At 68.2% G+C, this 16,096-nt stretch carries 13 protein-coding genes; 7 read left to right on the forward strand and 6 right to left on the reverse strand.

Translation table 11 applies throughout. The features are described from left to right. Positions 1 to 10 precede the first annotated feature (10 nt). Positions 11 to 250, forward strand: a complete 240-nt coding sequence (locus AB0C30_RS31340) for a DUF5988 family protein (protein ID WP_357951430.1) — start codon at positions 11 to 13, stop codon at positions 248 to 250. Positions 251 to 317: 67 nt separating this feature from the next. Here AB0C30_RS31340 and AB0C30_RS31345 read toward each other — a convergent pair whose 3' ends face one another. Further along, positions 318 to 1,076: a TetR/AcrR family transcriptional regulator gene (locus AB0C30_RS31345; RefSeq protein WP_357951432.1), complete on the reverse strand. Its 759-nt coding sequence runs from the start codon at positions 1,074 to 1,076 to the stop codon at positions 318 to 320. A gap of 411 nt (positions 1,077 to 1,487) precedes the next feature. On the opposite strand from AB0C30_RS31345, the gene AB0C30_RS31350 reads away from it, so the two are divergent. Then, positions 1,488 to 3,020: an MFS transporter gene (locus tag AB0C30_RS31350; protein WP_357951434.1), complete on the forward strand. Its 1,533-nt coding sequence runs from the start codon at positions 1,488 to 1,490 to the stop codon at positions 3,018 to 3,020. Positions 3,021 to 3,048: 28 nt separating this feature from the next. Here the strand turns inward: AB0C30_RS31350 and AB0C30_RS31355 are convergent, their stop codons facing one another. Then, the gene (locus tag AB0C30_RS31355) at positions 3,049 to 5,802 is read right to left on the reverse strand and encodes an AAA family ATPase (RefSeq protein WP_357951436.1); all 2,754 of its coding nucleotides are present in this window, start codon (positions 5,800 to 5,802) and stop codon (positions 3,049 to 3,051) included. Between the two features lie 470 nt (positions 5,803 to 6,272). Between AB0C30_RS31355 and AB0C30_RS31360 the strand changes: the two genes are divergently transcribed. Further along, positions 6,273 to 7,049 carry an alpha/beta fold hydrolase gene (locus AB0C30_RS31360; protein ID WP_357951438.1) on the forward strand — a complete coding sequence of 259 codons (777 nt, stop codon included), beginning with the start codon at positions 6,273 to 6,275 and terminating at the stop codon, positions 7,047 to 7,049. A 138-nt stretch (positions 7,050 to 7,187) separates the two neighbouring features. Here AB0C30_RS31360 and AB0C30_RS31365 read toward each other — a convergent pair whose 3' ends face one another. The 4 genes from AB0C30_RS31365 to AB0C30_RS31380 all read right to left on the reverse strand — a co-directional run bounded on the left by AB0C30_RS31365 (position 7,188) and on the right by AB0C30_RS31380 (position 11,973). After that, complete coding sequence (locus tag AB0C30_RS31365) at positions 7,188 to 8,048, reverse strand: 3-hydroxybutyryl-CoA dehydrogenase (protein ID WP_357951440.1); 861 nt, start codon at positions 8,046 to 8,048, stop codon at positions 7,188 to 7,190. 84 nt (positions 8,049 to 8,132) lie between these two features. Then, entirely contained in the window at positions 8,133 to 9,131 is a 999-nt protein-coding gene (locus tag AB0C30_RS31370) for a ketoacyl-ACP synthase III (protein ID WP_357951441.1), read from the reverse strand. A gap of 31 nt (positions 9,132 to 9,162) precedes the next feature. Next, positions 9,163 to 10,521 carry a crotonyl-CoA carboxylase/reductase gene (gene ccrA, locus AB0C30_RS31375; RefSeq protein ID WP_357951443.1) on the reverse strand — a complete coding sequence of 453 codons (1,359 nt, stop codon included), beginning with the start codon at positions 10,519 to 10,521 and terminating at the stop codon, positions 9,163 to 9,165. Positions 10,522 to 10,551: 30 nt separating this feature from the next. After that, positions 10,552 to 11,973 (reverse strand): carboxyl transferase domain-containing protein, encoded by a 1,422-nt coding sequence (locus tag AB0C30_RS31380; RefSeq protein WP_357951445.1) that lies wholly within the window; start codon positions 11,971 to 11,973, stop codon positions 10,552 to 10,554. Positions 11,974 to 12,472: 499 nt separating this feature from the next. Between AB0C30_RS31380 and rfbC the strand changes: the two genes are divergently transcribed. From rfbC to AB0C30_RS31400, 4 genes are read left to right on the forward strand one after another with little or no spacing between them, the layout of a single operon-like run. Further along, the gene (gene rfbC / locus AB0C30_RS31385; RefSeq protein ID WP_357951446.1) at positions 12,473 to 13,063 is read left to right on the forward strand and encodes a dTDP-4-dehydrorhamnose 3,5-epimerase; all 591 of its coding nucleotides are present in this window, start codon (positions 12,473 to 12,475) and stop codon (positions 13,061 to 13,063) included. 4 nt (positions 13,064 to 13,067) lie between these two features. Continuing rightward, positions 13,068 to 14,183, forward strand: a complete 1,116-nt coding sequence (locus tag AB0C30_RS31390; protein ID WP_357951448.1) for an aminotransferase class V-fold PLP-dependent enzyme — start codon at positions 13,068 to 13,070, stop codon at positions 14,181 to 14,183. Then, positions 14,180 to 15,091 (forward strand): proline iminopeptidase-family hydrolase, encoded by a 912-nt coding sequence (locus AB0C30_RS31395; RefSeq protein WP_357951450.1) that lies wholly within the window; start codon positions 14,180 to 14,182, stop codon positions 15,089 to 15,091. The genes AB0C30_RS31390 and AB0C30_RS31395 overlap by 4 nt, the downstream gene beginning before the upstream one ends. Then, on the forward strand, positions 15,084 to 16,028 hold the full coding sequence (locus AB0C30_RS31400; protein WP_357951451.1) for an ACP S-malonyltransferase: 945 nt from the start codon (positions 15,084 to 15,086) through the stop codon (positions 16,026 to 16,028). Before AB0C30_RS31395 ends, AB0C30_RS31400 begins: the two co-directional genes overlap by 8 nt. Positions 16,029 to 16,096: the final 68 nt, after the last annotated feature.

Genomic DNA, 16,096 nt, shown 5'->3' on the forward strand with positions numbered 1-16,096 from the left:
GGTACCCGACATGACCATCCCCTCCGCCGCCTCACCCCTGCCCGGCCGTGGACCCGTGGAGGTCGCGCTCGAAGGCGGCCCCGCCGATGTCCCGCGAACGCTCCGCGTCATGCACGACGTGGTCTCGGATGGAAAGATAAAGATTCCACGCAATGGCGGGTACGAGCATTTCGAACGGGTCGGCGCAGCGCCGGAGTCCGGCGGCCCGCCGCTGTTTCGGTGGACCACGCGGACCAAAGTGGCCGAATGAGCCGGCCCAGGGCGCACAGCCTCTTACCGCGACCCGGGGCGCACAGCACCTTTCCGAGTCTCGGGTCTCACAGCGCCTTGCGCAGGCCCGGTCCGAGGTCGGCCGAGCCGGAATTCTCCCGATCCTCGACGAAGACGGCCACCCCGTCGAGCAGTCGGCGCAGACTGAACCAGAGCCATTCGTCGATGTGGGCCACTTCCTCCTGTCTCTCCAGCAAGCTCGACAGCATAGGGAACTGCCCGGATTCGAGAATCTCCGACAGCATCGGCATCTTGGCCGCGCGCCATTGCCGCGTGGTGACGCCGGTGCGCCGCTCCGCCTCCCACTCGCTGACGCGAAGCAGGGCGGCGCCTTGTACCTGAGCGCTTACGGCGATGGTCACCCAATGCATCATCACCGGATCGAGGCCAAGGCCGTCCAAGGCACCCATGGCCCGCTCGAGGTCGGCCAGAATGTTCGGCCCGAGCGGAGGTTGCGGGGTCGCGATGACCTGCAGCACCCATGGGTGGCGCGAATAGAGTCTCCACTCGCGCAGCGCGGACAGTTCGAGCCGGGCGCGCCAGTCGTCCGGAACGGGCGTCAGATTCTTGTCTTCGCCGTGTACGCGATCGACCATCAATTCGATCAAGGCGTCCTTGCTCGACACGTATCGGTAGAGAGACATCGTGCCGACGCCCAGGTCCGCCGCCACCCGGCGCATGGACAGCGTCTCCAGGCCTTCGGTGTCGGCGATCTCGATGCCGGTGCCCACGATGCGTTCGAGAGTGAGCCCTTCGCGAGGCTCCCGCGGGATCGGCTCGGGCTTGGCAGGCTTGTCGACTTCCATGACCGGTTCCGCGGGGAGCTCTTCAGAGAGTGGCCCTTCGGAGCAGGGCAGGGCACGTGCCGCCACACGCGCTCTGTACGCCCGACCCTGGCACGACCGCGAGCAGTATCGCGGACGTCGCCCCCGAGGTGCGGCATACAACGGTCTGCCGCATTGTGCGCAGGTGAGCATCTGGCCTCACAGATTTTGTCACGCGCATATTGATATGTAGTGAAATTATATCACACGAAGTCGTGATGAAACTGATCGGCGAGTGTGATGAAATGCCCCCGACCGCCACCAAAATTGCGTGATATATACCCGCTGGTGCCTCTTTGTCGGAATTTATTACTCGATAAAGATCTTGAATTCGGTCGAAGGCAAGTCTGAGTACGTCGTATGCACGCGTACACGCTATCCGAGGAGTGTGGGATGGAAACGGCTTCGACGACCGCTGGACGACGGGAGTGGGTGGGACTGGCGGTTCTGGTCCTCCCCGTCCTGCTGATCTCCATCACCGTCACGGTCCTCTACTTCGCGCTGCCGTTCCTCAGCGCGGAGCTCAAGCCGAGCGGGCCCGAACTGCTCTGGATCGTCGACATCTACGCCTTCTGGCTGGCGGGCCTGCTGCTCGTCATGGGCACGCTCGGCGACAGGATCGGCCGACGGCGCCTGCTGCTCCTCGGCGCCGCCGTCTTCGGCATCACCTCCGCCGTGGCCGCCTACGCGCCCAGCGCGGAGATGCTCATCGTCCTGCGCGCCCTGCAAGGGGCGGCGGCCGCCACGCTCATGCCGTCCACCCTGGCGTTGATCCGCAACATGTTCCACGATCCGCGCCAGCGCCGGCTGGCCGTAGCGATCTGGGCGGCCGGGTTCTCCGGAGGCAGCGTGCTCGGCCCGATCGTGGGCGGGTGGATGCTGGAGAGATTCTGGTGGGGCTCGGTGTTCCTGATCAACGTGCCGATCATGGCCCTGCTGCTGGTGCTCGGTCCCATCCTGCTGCCGGAGTATCGCGATCCGCAGGCGGGCCGGCTCGACGTGTTGAGCACCGTACTGTCGCTGGTGGCCGTGCTCCCGGTCGTCTACGGGGTGAAGGACATCGCCGAGCAGGGTCTGACCCCGACGGCCGCGCTGGCCATGGCCCTGGGCCTGGCGGCCGGCGCCTCGTTCATCTGGCGCCAGCGCGCGCTGGCCGACCCGATGCTCGACCTGCGCCTGTTCGCGAATCGGGCCTTCGGCATCTCGTTGATCACGAGCACGCTCGCGATCTTCGCCCTCATGGGACTGTTCTACTTCATCGCCCAGTACCTGCAACTGGTGCTGGGGCTGCGCCCGTTCGTCGCGGGGATACTGACGCTGCCCGCCGCGGGGATGGCCCTCGTCGGGTCGATGCTGGCCGTGGCGGTGGTGCGCTGGGTCCGCCCCGGCTTCGTCATCGGCGGCGGCATGTTCGTCGCCGGTCTGGGGTTCGCGGTGCTCTCGCAGCTCGAAGGCGAGCCGGGCGTGCAGACACTCGTGATCGGACTGGGCCTGCTGGGCCTGGGCCTGGGCGCCGTACAGGCGGTGGCCTCCGACCTGGTGATCGCGGTGGCGCCGCCGGAGCGGGCCGGCTCGGCGTCGGCGGTGCTGGAGGCCGGCACCGAGTTCGGCGCCGCGCTCGGCGTCGCCGTCCTGGGCAGTATGGGGCTGTTGATCTACCGCTGGACGTTCGAGGTGCCCGTCGACCTTCCCGGTGAGGCCGCCCAGACGGCGCGTGAAACGCTCGGCGGGGCGGTCCAGGTGGCGGCCCAGCTGTCGGGCCCCGCGCAGGAGGCCCTTCTCCAGGCGGCACGTACGGCCTTCACCGAGGGCATGCGGGTGGCCGCGCTGTCGGGCACGGCCATCCTGGTGGCCACGGCGATCCTGGCCACGATCCAGCTCCGGCGGGTGTCCATCGAGGAGAAGAGCCCCGATCGGGCGATGTGAGGGTCAGCCGAGTTCGACAGATGTGAGGTCAGCGGAGTTCGACGTAGGAGAACTGTGAGGGCAGGTCTCTTCTGCCACGCACGTTGAGCTTGCGGTAGATCCGGGTCAGATGCTGCTCGACGGTGCTGATCGTGATGTAGATCTTCCGGGAGATCTCCCGGTTGGTGTAGCCCAGCGCGGCGAGGGAGGCGACCCGCTGTTCGGCGTCGCTCAGCAGGCCCATGCTCTCCGGGGTCTCCGCCTCCTGCTCGGCCGGATCGTCCTGCCGCACCGCCCAGCGCAGCGGCTCGGCCTGGCACTCGTCGGCGACCCGGTCGGCCCAATATCCGATCATCCTGGCCTTGTGGAGTTCGCCGATCTCGTTGAAGGCGTGGGTCAGATCGACGAGCGCGTACGCCATCTCCAGCCGGTCTCCCGCGTCCTGGAGCATGTCCACGGCCTCCCTGAGCAGGGCCGGGCGCTTCTTGAGGTCACCGATGGCGGCCAGCAGCCGCAGCGTGGCCCCTCTCGCCCTGAGCGAGTCGCCACCGGGCAGATCATAGGGTTCCTGGAGGAAGGCTCTGGCCTGGTTCAGCTGGCCCATCTGCAGGTGCGCGGCGGCCGCACCCTGCCGCCAGGGCACCAGCACGGGAGTGTCGAGGTTCCAGGCCCGCATCAGTCTCCCGCAGCTCAGGAAGTCGCTGAGCGCCGCGTGCGACAGGCCCGTCGCCAGGTGGAAATGGGCCCGTGCCTGGAGATAGTGCAGCCCGAACCGGGTCTGGTAGATCGCGGTGGGTACGGGATGCCTGAGCAGGCGCGCCGCGACGTCGAACTTCCCCATTTCGGTGTTGACCCGGATCAAGGCGGCCAGCGGCAGGGCGATATGAATCCCCAGGCTCCGGCGCGGTAGTACATCCAACGCTATAGAGGCATATTTAACGGCTATCGCTAGATCTCCGTGGCGAATGGCGATGTGTGCCCGGACGCCGGCCAGCACGGCGCGCCAGGTGGGGGAGCGCCGTTGGACGGCTTCTTCGAACAGGACATCACAGAGTGGTGCCGCCCGATCCGCCTGATCGGAGTAGAGCAATGTGAAAAGAGAGGACTCTACGGCTTCAAGGTTCGAGTCGTCCAGTGTGGTGGACTGGAGGACGCGTTCCGCGGTATCGATCTTTTGCTCATTCTCCTCCGTTCGCAAGAAGCGTGACAATAGGGCGGCCCCCGGAAGGGGAGATACGCCGGGTGTCCCCGGCTTGGGGGTGCCGGAAGGGGCGTCCGCCACCTCGAGGAGAATCGAGGGAAAGGCGGTGGACAACCACTGATGAGTGACTTCCAGCCGCATGGGCGTGTCTTTTTCGCCCGATTCGGCGGCCAGGACGTTCAGCCGCCGAAGCACCTCTGCGGCTTCTTCAAGTCGTCCGTGCCACAGGAAGAACCTCAGCAGCATGCGAAGGTCGTCGAAGCCGAGGCCGCCCTCTCGCGCGATCGACATCAGATGATCGAGATGCTGGGTGGTGGCCGCGGGGTTGATCAGCCACTCCGCCCGCGCGAGCGAGACCCGCAGGGACGCTCGGCGCGCGTCGTCGTGACAGAAGGCGATCGCCAGCTTCAGGCATTGGATCGCGAACTCGTGCTCGTCGTTGAGCAGCGTCTGATCGGCGGCTTCACGCAACTCCACCGTCGCCCATGGCTCCGGGCAGTCGGAGGCGTGGATGAGGTGCTCGGCGACCGCGGTGCTCGCCGCTCCCTCCATGTGGAGCAGCCGGGCGGCGCGCCGGTGCATCTCCCTGCGCTCTTCGGCGTCGAGGTCGTCGAGAACGGCGGAGCGGGTCTCAGGATGGCAGAAGTGCTCTCCATCGGTGATGCCGACGGCGGCGAGATGGTTAAGGGTCTGCTGGACGGTCGCCGGCGGAAGTTCGATTAGTTCGGGCAGTAGGTTGGGAAAGGCTCCCTCCCCGAGTACGGCGAGGCCGCGAGCGGTGCGCAGCGAGGTCGGGTCGGTGCGATGGAGCAGGGCGCGCACCGATCTGGAGAAGGCATCGCCGATGACCAGCGAATTGGCTTCGCCGGACTCGTGTAAATAGTCCTCCACCAACGCCTCGACAAGTAAGGGGTTGCCGCCGCCGGCCGCATGGAAATCAGGACCGAGTTTTTCCGCCGTATCCTGGTCCATGGATTTGCAGAGCATCTTCGTGACGCCTTCCTGGGAAAGCGTGCCCAATCTCATGTGCTGGCAGTGCGGGTGGCGCATCAGGTCCACCTCGATGAGCGGATCCATGCCCTGCGGGTTTTCTGTCGCGGTCACCACGACGAATACGTTCGCATTGTTGAGACGCTGTACGAAATTGAGCAGGAGTTGCCAGGACAATGCGTCCGAATATTCGACGTCGTCGACGGTGATGAGCACCGGCGCACTCGTGGAGAGCTCCAGGACTATCGACCACAGCCCCTGGATGGTGTGCAGCCAGTCAGGATTGTGCGCCGACGTTTCGATGGATTTCGCGCTGAAGGCGGCCTCCTCGATCAGCCGGGCCGCCTCCGAGGCGTGCTCGATCGGCAGCGCCGCGCTGTGAAAGCTCTGGCTGGCCATCCCGAGCGGCAGGTTGCGGTCGGCTCGTGAGCAGGTGGCGCTCAGCCAGGTGACGCCGCCCGCGGCGGCGCGCTGGCTGAAGGTGTAGGCGAGTTCGGTCTTGCCGACTCCTGTGGGTCCGGTGATCACCATGACCCGTCCCTTGCCTTGTAGGCAATCGGTGAGCAGGTTGTCCAGCTCCGTGATTTCGTGGTCACGCTCGATGAGGGTCATCGTGATTCCCGTTCGTCCCCTAACGCGGTATGAGGGATCATGCCCCGTCCCGATCCTTGCACAGACCCTTGAGAATCATTCTCCTACGGCCGCCACGGCACTTGTCAATACATTTGGACAAGCCTGGGAGTGGCGGTGGATTTCATCACATTGCGTCTCGGCTATTTCATCATTTCGTCACGCTGGGTCTGCGGTTTCGGGCTGGTACGCCGAGGTCGACTACCCGATGTGGACTATCGAAGCCCCCCTCAATGACCCTTACTCGGCGGATGAATCTAGGGGTCTCGTTGTGCGCGCGGCGGGACTGAATGAGTTATTCTCCTGTTCATCGCAAAGAGGGCCGGCCGAATGTGGGCGGCTACCGAGAGATTTCACCGCGCGGTGCAGCGCGAGGTGAAGTTTCGTAGATAAAGTCCACTGTTTTTCTTCATTTGCGCTAGCCCGAAAAACGAGCCGAGAAAGGGATTGCTGTGAGTGACGCGGTAAACACCGGTGAAGCCTGGATCCGGCGTTACCACCCTTCGCCCGAGGCGTCGTCCGTACTCGTCTGCCTGCCGCACGCGGGCGGCTCGGCCAGCTTCTATTTCCCGGTCTCGCGGATGACGCCGGCCTCGATGGAGGTCCTGGCGGTCCAGTTCCCCGGCAGGCAGGACAGGCGCGGTGAGCCGTGCGTCGAGAGCATCGGGGAGCTGGCCGATCGCGTCGTGGAGATGCTGCGGCCGTGGACCGGTATGCCCATGGGGCTGTTCGGGCACAGCATGGGCGCGACCGTCGCCTTCGAGGTGGCTCGCAGGCTTGAACGGGAGGGTACGTACCCTCTGGCGCTGTTCGCGTCGGGGCGACCGGCACCGTCGGCGCTGCGCCCCGGCTTCGCCGGGCGGCGCTCGGACGAATGGCTCCTGGGGGAGCTACGGGGTCTGGGCGGCACCGACGCGCAGGTGCTCGGCGACGACGAGTTCGTGCGGGCGATATTGCCGGCGCTCAGAGGCGACTACCGGGCGGTGGACACCTATCGCTACCTGCCCGGGCCGAGGCTGTCCTGTCCTGTCGTCGCTCTCAGGGGCGAGGACGATCCCAAGGTCGACCACGACGAGGCCCGGGCATGGGGCGACCACACAACGGCCGGATTCGAGTTGCGTACGTTCGCCGGTGACCACTTCTATCTCGCGGAGCACGCGGCGGAGGTCATCGCCCTGGTCGTCGACCGAATGAGCGCCGCGCTGAACTCGACCCGAGCGGCGCGCTAAATGCGCCCACCGCCCGAGTGGCGCGCTGAATGGCGCGCGTCCGGAGCGGATGCTGAACCGCGCGCGGCCCGATCGGGGCGTTGAACGAGGCCCGCGCGGGCCGCTGAGGACCCTTGAGCCCTGCGGTGCGAGCAGAGCCTACGAATAGTCGTAGAAGCCGCGTCCGGACTTCCTGCCCAGCAGACCACCCTCCACCATGCGCAGCAGAACCGGCGGCGGCGAGTAGCTCGGCTCCTTGAACTCGGCGTACAACGCGTCGGCGATGGAGGCCACCGTGTCGAGCCCGATCAGGTCGGCCAGGCTCAGCGGGCCCATCGGATGGGAGCACCCCAGCACCATGCCCCGGTCGACGACCTCCGCGGTGGCGAACCCGGACTCCACCATCCTCATGGCCGCGAGGAGATAGGGGATCAGGAGGGCGTTCACCACGAATCCCGCACGATCCGCGGAGTGAATCACCTGCTTGCCGAGCGTTCCGGTGACGAACGCCTCGGCGCGGGTCTTGGTCTGGTCCGTCGTGAGGAGCGACCCGGTCAGCTCCACCAGCGCCAGCGCGGGAACGGGGTTGAAGAAGTGGACGCCGATGACCTGGCCGGGCCGGCCGGTCGCGCGCGCGAGCCTGATGATCGGAATGGAGGAGGTGTTCGACGCCAGGATGGCGTCGGGGGATTCCACGATCTTGTCCAGCGCGCCGAACAGGTCGAGCTTGGTCGACTCCGTCTCGGGGACGGTCTCGAAGACGATCTGCCGATCGCCGAGATCGTTGAGATCCGCGGTGAAGACGACGCGGCCCACCGCCGCGTCCCGTTCCTCCTCGGTGATCGTCCCCTTGCGCAGGCCGCGGTCGAGCGACCTGACCAGGCGCCGCCGCCCGTGGGCCACGGACGCCTCCGTGGAGACCGCCACTCGCACATCGAGGCCCGCGCGGGCGCACACGTCGGCGAGGCCGGAGCCCATCACCCCGCATCCCACGATGCCGATCCTGTCGAACTGGGTCATCTCGCCTCCCGTGCTGCTCTGGTCGTCAAGCTCTGGTCGCTAAAGCTCTGGTCGCTAAAGCTCTGGTCGCTAAAGCTCTGGCCGTCATGCTCCGGTCGTCCAGCGGAGCAGGCAGGCGCCCACCGACATGCCGCCGCCGAAGCCGGCGAGCAGGACGAGATCGTCCTGTTTGAGGATTCCTGACCGATTCGCCTCGTCGAGCGCGACGGCCACGGAGGCGCTGCCCAGGTTGCCGTACCTCTCGAGGGTGCGCGGGGTGTGCGAGCCGGTGAGGCCGCAGCGCTCGACCAGTTCCGTCACCAGGCGGCCGTTCGCCTGATGGGGTACGAACGTGTCGATCTCCTCCAGCCCGAACCCAGCACGGTCCACCAGGCTCTTCATCGCGGGCGGCACATGCTCCAGCACGAACTCCGTCACCGCGCGGCCGTCCATTCTGAAGTAGTGCTCGCCGTCCGCGACGGTCTGAGGCGAGGCCGGATGCCTGCTGCCGCCCGCCTTGATGCCGATGAGCCGGTGATCGGCACCGTGGCTGGACAGCTCGAAGTCGATGAACCCCGAGCGCTCGGGCACCGCGCCGACGATGGCGGCGCCGGACCCGTCGCCGAACAGCACGGAGGTGCGGCGGTCGGTGAAGTCGAGTTGCCTGCTGTACAGGTCGGCGCCGACGACCAGGGCGTAGGTGTCCGGGCGGCGCGCGATGAGGCTGTCGGCGATGGCGAGCGCGTACACGAATCCGCTGCAGACGACGTTGATGTCGAAACAGGCGGCGGCACGCGCGCCCAGCGCGTCCTGTACGAGGTAGGACGTCGGGGGCTGGGGGAAGTCGCCGGTGGAGGTCGCCACGATGATGTAGCCGATGCGGCCCACGTCGATGTCGGCCCGCCGCAACGCGTCCAGGCCGGCCTGTATGGCCAGGTCCGAGGTCGCCTCGTGCGCCGCGGCGTGCCGGCGGAACCCGATCTGCGTCTTGCGCAGGATCCATTCCGCGTCGACGCCCACCCGCTCCGCCAGGTCCTCGTTGGCGACCTCGTCCCCGGGGAGATACGAACCGGTCGCCAGGATCCCGGTAGTGTGTCCGGCCACTGTCAGCTCCGCCTTCTCCTGGAAGCCACGCCTACGCCAGCGCCGCGGGGGCGGCGTCCGCCAAGCCGCGCAGCGGATTGATCCGCTGCTCGCCGATCTCGGCGCGCCGCGCGGGGTCGGTGACGCCCAGTCCGGGTTCGGGCGCCATGCACAGCACGCCGACCTTGCCGATGTGGCCGTTGGTCTGCACCAGCCGGGTGGCCTCCGCGACCTCGTCCAGCGGATAGACCGTCGACAGGGTCGGCATCACCATCCCGAGGTCGAACAGCCGCACGCACTCCCGCACCTCCTGCAGGTTCGCCGCATGGCTGCCGATGATGCGCTTGAGGTGCATCCAGAGATACCGGTTGTCGTAGTGGTGCTGGAATCCGGTGCTGGAGCCGCAGGTGACGACCGAGCCGCCCCGGCGGGTCACGAACACCGAGGTGGCGAACGTCGCCCGGCCCACGTAGTCCATGACGATGTGCGGGTCCTCGCCGACCGCCGCGCGGATGGCCGCTCCCAGGCGCTTGCCCAGCGCGATCGCCTGTTCGGGCGTGCTGTCGACGTCGTCGGTCATCCCGATGTCGTTGCGGTTGATGATGACGTCGCAGCCGAGACTTCTCAGGATCTGAGCCTTCGAGTCCGAGCCGACGACTCCCACGGGGATGCCGCCGCCGTTCTTCACCATCTGCACGGCGTACGCGCCAAGGCCGCCGGCCGCGCCCCAGATGAGGACGATGTCGCCCTGTTTCATCCGGGCGCCCCGGGCGCTGACCAGCATGCGGTAGACCGTGCCCGCGCACAGCGTGACGCAGGCGGCCTCCTCCCAGGTCAGGTGTGCCGGCTTGGGCGCCAGCTGACTGGCCCGCGCCAGGGTGTAGTGCGCCAGCCCGCCGAAGTTGGTCTCGAATCCCCAGACCCGCTGCTCGGCGCCGAGCATGCCGTCGTCGTGCGTCGCCGCTTCCTGGTCGTCGGCCTGGATCGGACTGATCACGACGTGGTCGCCGACGCTCCAGCGCCGCACGCCCGCGCCGACCGCGACGATGACCCCGGCTCCGTCGGAACCCAGCACGTGGTACGGCTGGTCGTGCCGCGCCGCGAACCCGCCGGTCCGGCCGAAGCGCTTGAGGAAGCCGAACGTCGGCAGCGGCTCGAAGGTCGCCGACCAGACGGTGTTGTAGTTGATCGAACTGGCCATCACCGCCACCACGACCTCGTCGGGCGCGAGCTCCGGCATGGGCACCAGGCCGACGCGCAGCGATTTGCGCACGTCCTTGTCCTCCATGCCGGCGAACATCTCGGTGTCCTCGACCCGGAGGTAAGAAGCCGGATACTCCTTCGGCAACGCGATCTTCGCCAGGTCGCCGGGCGCGGCTCCGCCCAGCAGGGCCTCGGCCATGGGATCCATGTCACTCCTCTTGATGTGGTGGTAAGCCGGTCACAGCGGGATGTTGCCGTGACGGCCTCGTGTCGCCGCGGCCGCCGCGAGCGCCATGGCGAGCTTGGGCCGGGTCTGCGCGGGGTCGATCACTTCGTCGACGACGCCCAGCGCCACGGCGCGGGCGACACCTCCCGCGACGAGGGTGTGCTCGGCGACGAGCCGCTGCCGCAGCTCCGCACGCTCGTCGTCGTCGTGCGCGGCGGCCAGGCGCTTGCGGTGCAGGATGCCCACCGCCGCCTCCGCGCTCATCACCGCGATCTTCGCCTCCGGCCAGGCGAACACCGCGGACGCGCCGAGCGAGCGGGAGTTCATGGCGATGTACGCCCCGCCGTACGACTGGCGCGTGACCAGCGTGACGCGGGGGACCGCCGCCTCGGCGAAGGCGTGCAGCAGCTTGGCGCCCCGCCTGACCACGCCGCCCCATTCCTGGGTGACGCCGGGCAGGTAGCCGGGAACGTCGACGAGCACGATCAGCGGAATGCCGAACGCGTTGCACATGCGGACGAATCGCGAGGCCTTCTCGGCGCTCAGCGAGTCGAGGCAGCCGCCCATGCGCAGGGGATTGTTGGCGATCACGCCGACGCTCCCGCCGGTCAGGCGGCCGAGACCGACGACGACGTTGGGGGCCCAGCGCGGCTGGAGCTCCATGAAGGGGGTGCCCTCGTCGAGGATCTCGCGTACCAGCGGGCGCACGTCGTAGGCCCGCCGCGCCCGCTCCGGCAGCAGTGAGCGCAGGTCCTTCCCGGCCGTGGCGAGGTGGGGTTCGATGCGGGCGCGATGGGCCAGCAGCAGGGTCACCTGGCGCGTGGCCTCGTACGCGTCGCTCTCGGAGTCGACCACGATATGCGCGACGCCCGACTTGCGGCTGTGCGTCTCGGCGCCACCCAGCGACTCCATGTCGATCTGCTCACCGGTGACGGACCGCACGACGTCGGGACCGGTCACGAACATCCGGCCGGCCCTGGACATGATCACCACGTCGGTGAGCGCGGGACCGTAGGCGGCGGCTCCGGCGGCCGGGCCGAGGATGACCGAGATCTGCGGCACGCGCCCGGAGGCACGGGTCATCGCGGCGAACATCCGCCCGACACCGTCCATCGACTCCACGCCGTCCGCCAGCCGGGCGCCGCCGGAGTGCCACAGGCCGATCACCGGGCAGCCTTCGAGCAGCGCCGTGTCGATGGCCGACACGATCTTGTCGCAGCCCGCGGCGCCGAGCGCGCCGCCCATGTTGGCCGGGTCGGTGCAGAAGGTGATCACCTTGTGGCCCGCGATGCGGCCGCTGGCCGCGGACACGCCGCTGGCGTCCGGGTCATGCAGGGGCACGACCGAGTCGGCGTCGAGCAGCCGGGCCAGCCGTACGGCCGGCGCACGCTGATCGAGCGGGAAGTGTTCCTGCGTGATCGGTGTGGCGGTCAACGCCGTCTCCCGTTCTCATGCAGGGTTGAATTTATTGTTTCCCGCATGTTTCCTACCTCCAGCGCCAACGCTGAGGACTTTTCTGATGGATTCCAGCAGACTGCTGAAAATAGGCTTATCTACGCACTATCTCCACACAACCCTTACCAGTCCCCCTAAGCGCCCTGTAGCGTTGCTGAGCGAGGGCGAACGGCGTCGTCCCGGTGCTGATCCGCGGCGATGTTTCGTGGGCGAAGCCACCACTGCCGCGATCATGTCCGCACGTCAGGCCCGATGCCGATCCGCATCCGGGTCGTCCGGCCGACGACGCAGGCCCTGCGGAGTGGGAACGTTCCGAAAAATAATGACTTTATCCCATATTGCGCCATAGTTGCCGCTAGGGGGGCCGGTAGGGGTTGTTCCGCGCGTCTCCGACAGCCAATCATGGTGCCGTCATTTCGACGTACGGCCAGATTTCCTATGGCTGAAAGGCATGCGCATGGAGATAGCCGAGCTTGGCGTGGAGAAAGCTTTCCTGATCACTCCGGACGTCCACTCCGACCACCGGGGAGTTTTCCTCGAAGTGTTCAGTCAGCCGGCGTTCGAGCGGGCGGTGGGCCATCGGTTGACGGTCGCGCAGCTCAACTGCTCGCTGTCCCGGCGCGGGACCATCCGCGGCATGCATGCCATCGCGCTGCCGGGTCAGGCCCGTTATGTCAGCTGTGCGCAGGGGGGCATCGTCGACATCGTGCTCGACATCCGCGTGGGCTCGCCCACGTACGGCGAGCACGTCGCGGTCGAGCTGACCGCCGCGAACCGGCACGCCCTGTACCTGGCGGAAGGGCTGGCGCACGGGTTCGCGCCGCTGACCGACGAGGCGACCGTCGTGTACATGTGCTCGAGCACCTGGTCGCCGGGCTCTGAGGTCATCATCAACTCGCTCGACCCGGAACTCGGCCTGCCCTGGCCCACCGAGCCCGAGCCCGTGCGCTCCGACAAGGACGCGGCGGCGCCTTCGCTGCGCGAGGCCGCGAAGCGCGGGCTGCTGCCCACCATGGCCGAGTGCCGGGCGTTGTACGCCGAACTCGACGATCTCACCCTCACGAGGTGACGGCATGATCCCACTGTTCCGGGTGGCGATGTCTCCCGAGGCGCCGGCCATGGCCGCCCAGGTCATCGGCAGCGGCATGATCGGCCAGGGCGCCAAGGTCCAGGAGTTCGAGCGGGCGCTCGCCGGGCGGATCGGCCGGGACGAGGTGGTCACGGTCAACAGCGCCACGGCGGGCCTGCACCTCGCCCTGCACATGGTCGCCCGCAAGGATGCCGACGACGGCGGCGAGGTGCTGTCCACGCCGTTGACCATGGAGGCCACCAACTGGGCGATCATGGCCAACCGGCTGCGCGTCAAGTGGGTGGACGTCGACCCGGCCACCCTCAACGTCGATCTGGACGACCTGGCCCGCAAGATCTCGCCGAAGACGCGGGCGATCATGATCGTGCACTTCGGCGGCTACCCCCTCGACCTCGACCGGCTCCGCGCGATCCTCGACGAGGCGGAGGCCAGATTCGGGTTCCGCCCGCCGGTGATCGAGGACTGCGCGCACGCGTGGGGCGCGACCTACCGCGGCGCGCCCATCGGCAGCCATGGCAACCTGTGCGTGTTCAGCTTCCAGGCCATCAAGCACCTGACCTGCGGCGACGGGGGCGCTCTCGTCCTGCCGAACGAGGAGCTGCGCCGGCGCGCCGAGCGGCTGCGCTGGTTCGGCATCGACCGTACGGCCGACCGGCTGCGCAACCCGCCGGACGTCACGGAGTGGGGCTTCAAGTTCCACATGAACGACATCAACGCCTCCATCGGCCTGGCCAATCTGGCGTGGGCGGAGGAGGTGGTGGCCCGGCACCGTGCCAACGCCGCCTTCTACGACAGGGAACTGGCCGGCGTCCCCGGCGTCGAGCTGACCGAGCGGGCCGCCGACCGCCAGTCCTCCTTCTGGATCTATCCGATGAAGGTGGAGGACCGCGAGGGCTTCATGAAGCGCATGGACGAGGCCGGGATCATGGTCAGCAACGTGCACGAGCGCAACGACCTGCACACGGTCATGCGCCCGTACGCGTCGCTGCTGCCCGGCCTCGACCACGTGGCCCCGCGCGTGGTGTGCGTGCCCGTCGGCTGGTGGGTCACCGAGGAGCAGCGCGCGCACATCGCGGACACCGTCAGGCGGGGCTGGTGACCGCGCCGGCCGCCGTCCACACGAAGGGCACGGTGCCGTTCGGGGAGCACCGGACCTGGTACCGGATCACCGGCGAGCCGGGCGGCGCGGGCCGTCCGGCCGTCATCGTCCTGCACGGCGGCCCCGGCAGCACGCACGACTATCTGGTCGGCCTGGCCGTCCTCGCCCAGCACGGCTGGCCCGTCGTGCACTACGACCAGCTCGGCAACGGTGGCTCCACCCATCTGCCCGACAAGGGGGCGGAGTTCTGGACGCCGCAGCTGTTCCTCGACGAGCTGGACAACCTGCTGCGCCGGCTCGACGTGCGCGACGACTACGTGCTGGTCGGACAGTCGTGGGGCGGCATGCTGGCCGCCCTGCACGCCTCGGCCAGACCGGAGGGCCTGCGCGGCCTGGTGATCGCCGACGCCCCCGCCTCCTACCGGCTCTGGCTGAGTGAGATGCGGGTGCTGCGCGACCGGCTGCCCGACGGCGTCGACGAGACGCTGCGCCGGCACGAGGCCGCGGGCACGACCGACTCCCAGGAGTACTTCGACGCGATGATGGTCTTCTACAACCGGCACGTCTGCACCCTGGACCCCTGGCCGCGCGAGTTCGTCGCCACGTTCATGGAGATCTACAACGACCCGACGGTCTACTACGCCATGAACGGCCCCAGCGAGTTCCACGTGATCGGCTCGCTGCGTGACTGGGGCGTGGAGGACCGCGTCGCGGACATCGAGGTGCCCACACTGCTCATCTCCGGGCGGCACGACGAGGCCACGCCCGCCACCGTGCGACCGTACTTCGACCTCATCCCCGACGTGCGGTGGGAGGTCTTCGAGGAGTCCAGCCACACGCCGCACCTGGAGGAGCCCGAACGGTTCACCCAGGTGCTGATCGACTTTCTGAAGGGCCTGGGTGAGTGAAGTGGACATGCGGACCGCGATCGTCTTCCCCGGGATGGGACCCACCCGGTTCACCGACGTCGACGCGTTCATGCTCGGCGACCCCGTCGCACGGCGGCTGGTCGCGCGCGCCGACGAGGTGCTGGGCTACTCGCTGGCCGACCGCTTCCGCGACTCGGAGGACGATTACTCGGAGGCGGCCCAGGTGGCGTTCCTGGTGAACAGCCTGGCCCTGGCCGAATGGGCCGAGCGGACGCTGGACATCGCCCCGCACGTGTGCGCGGGCCCGAGCTTCGGCGGCAAGGCGGCCGCCGCCTACTCGGGCGCGCTGTCCTTCCCCGACGCCGTGCGCATGACCGCCGAGCTGGCCCGCTGTACGGCGGACTACTTCGCGCACGAGCACCGTGACCTCGTCACCTGCTCCTTCGTCCGCGTTCCCGAGGACAAGCTGAGCGAACTGCTGGCCGAACTGCGCGAGCAGGGGGAATGGCACGAAGTCTCCTGCTACATCGACCACGACTTCTCCATGGTCTCGCTGCGGGAGCGGCGGGCGGCGTGGCTGGAAGGCAGGATCCGGGCGCTCGGCGGGCTGCCGCTGTACAGGATGCGGCCGCCCATGCACGCGGCCGTGCTGGAGCCGCTGCGCAAGAGGGCCGAGGAGGAGGTGTTCGGCGCTCTGCGCTTCACCGACCCGCGGCTGCCGGTCGTCGACGATCACGATGGGACGCTGCTGACCGGCGCGGCGGGCGTGCGGGCCATGGTGCTCGACGGCTTCGTCCGGCCGCTGCGCTGGCCCGAGGTGGTGGCCACGCTGCGGCGGCTCAACGTCACGAAGATCGTCGTCAGCGGCCAGGACGCCATGTTCGGCCGGGTGCCGGTCACCACGCGGAGCTTCACCGTGGTCCCGGTCAACCCGAGGATGGCGGTGCTGCCGCGGCCATCGGTCCCATCGGCCTGACGAGGCCCCGTGGACCTCGTCAGGCGCCGGTCGATCAGGCGGACGGCCGGTCGGGCGGCGGCCGGTCG

The sequence above is a fragment of the Nonomuraea sp. NPDC048901 genome (assembly GCF_040649695.1).
GTDB lineage: Bacteria > Actinomycetota > Actinomycetes > Streptosporangiales > Streptosporangiaceae > Nonomuraea.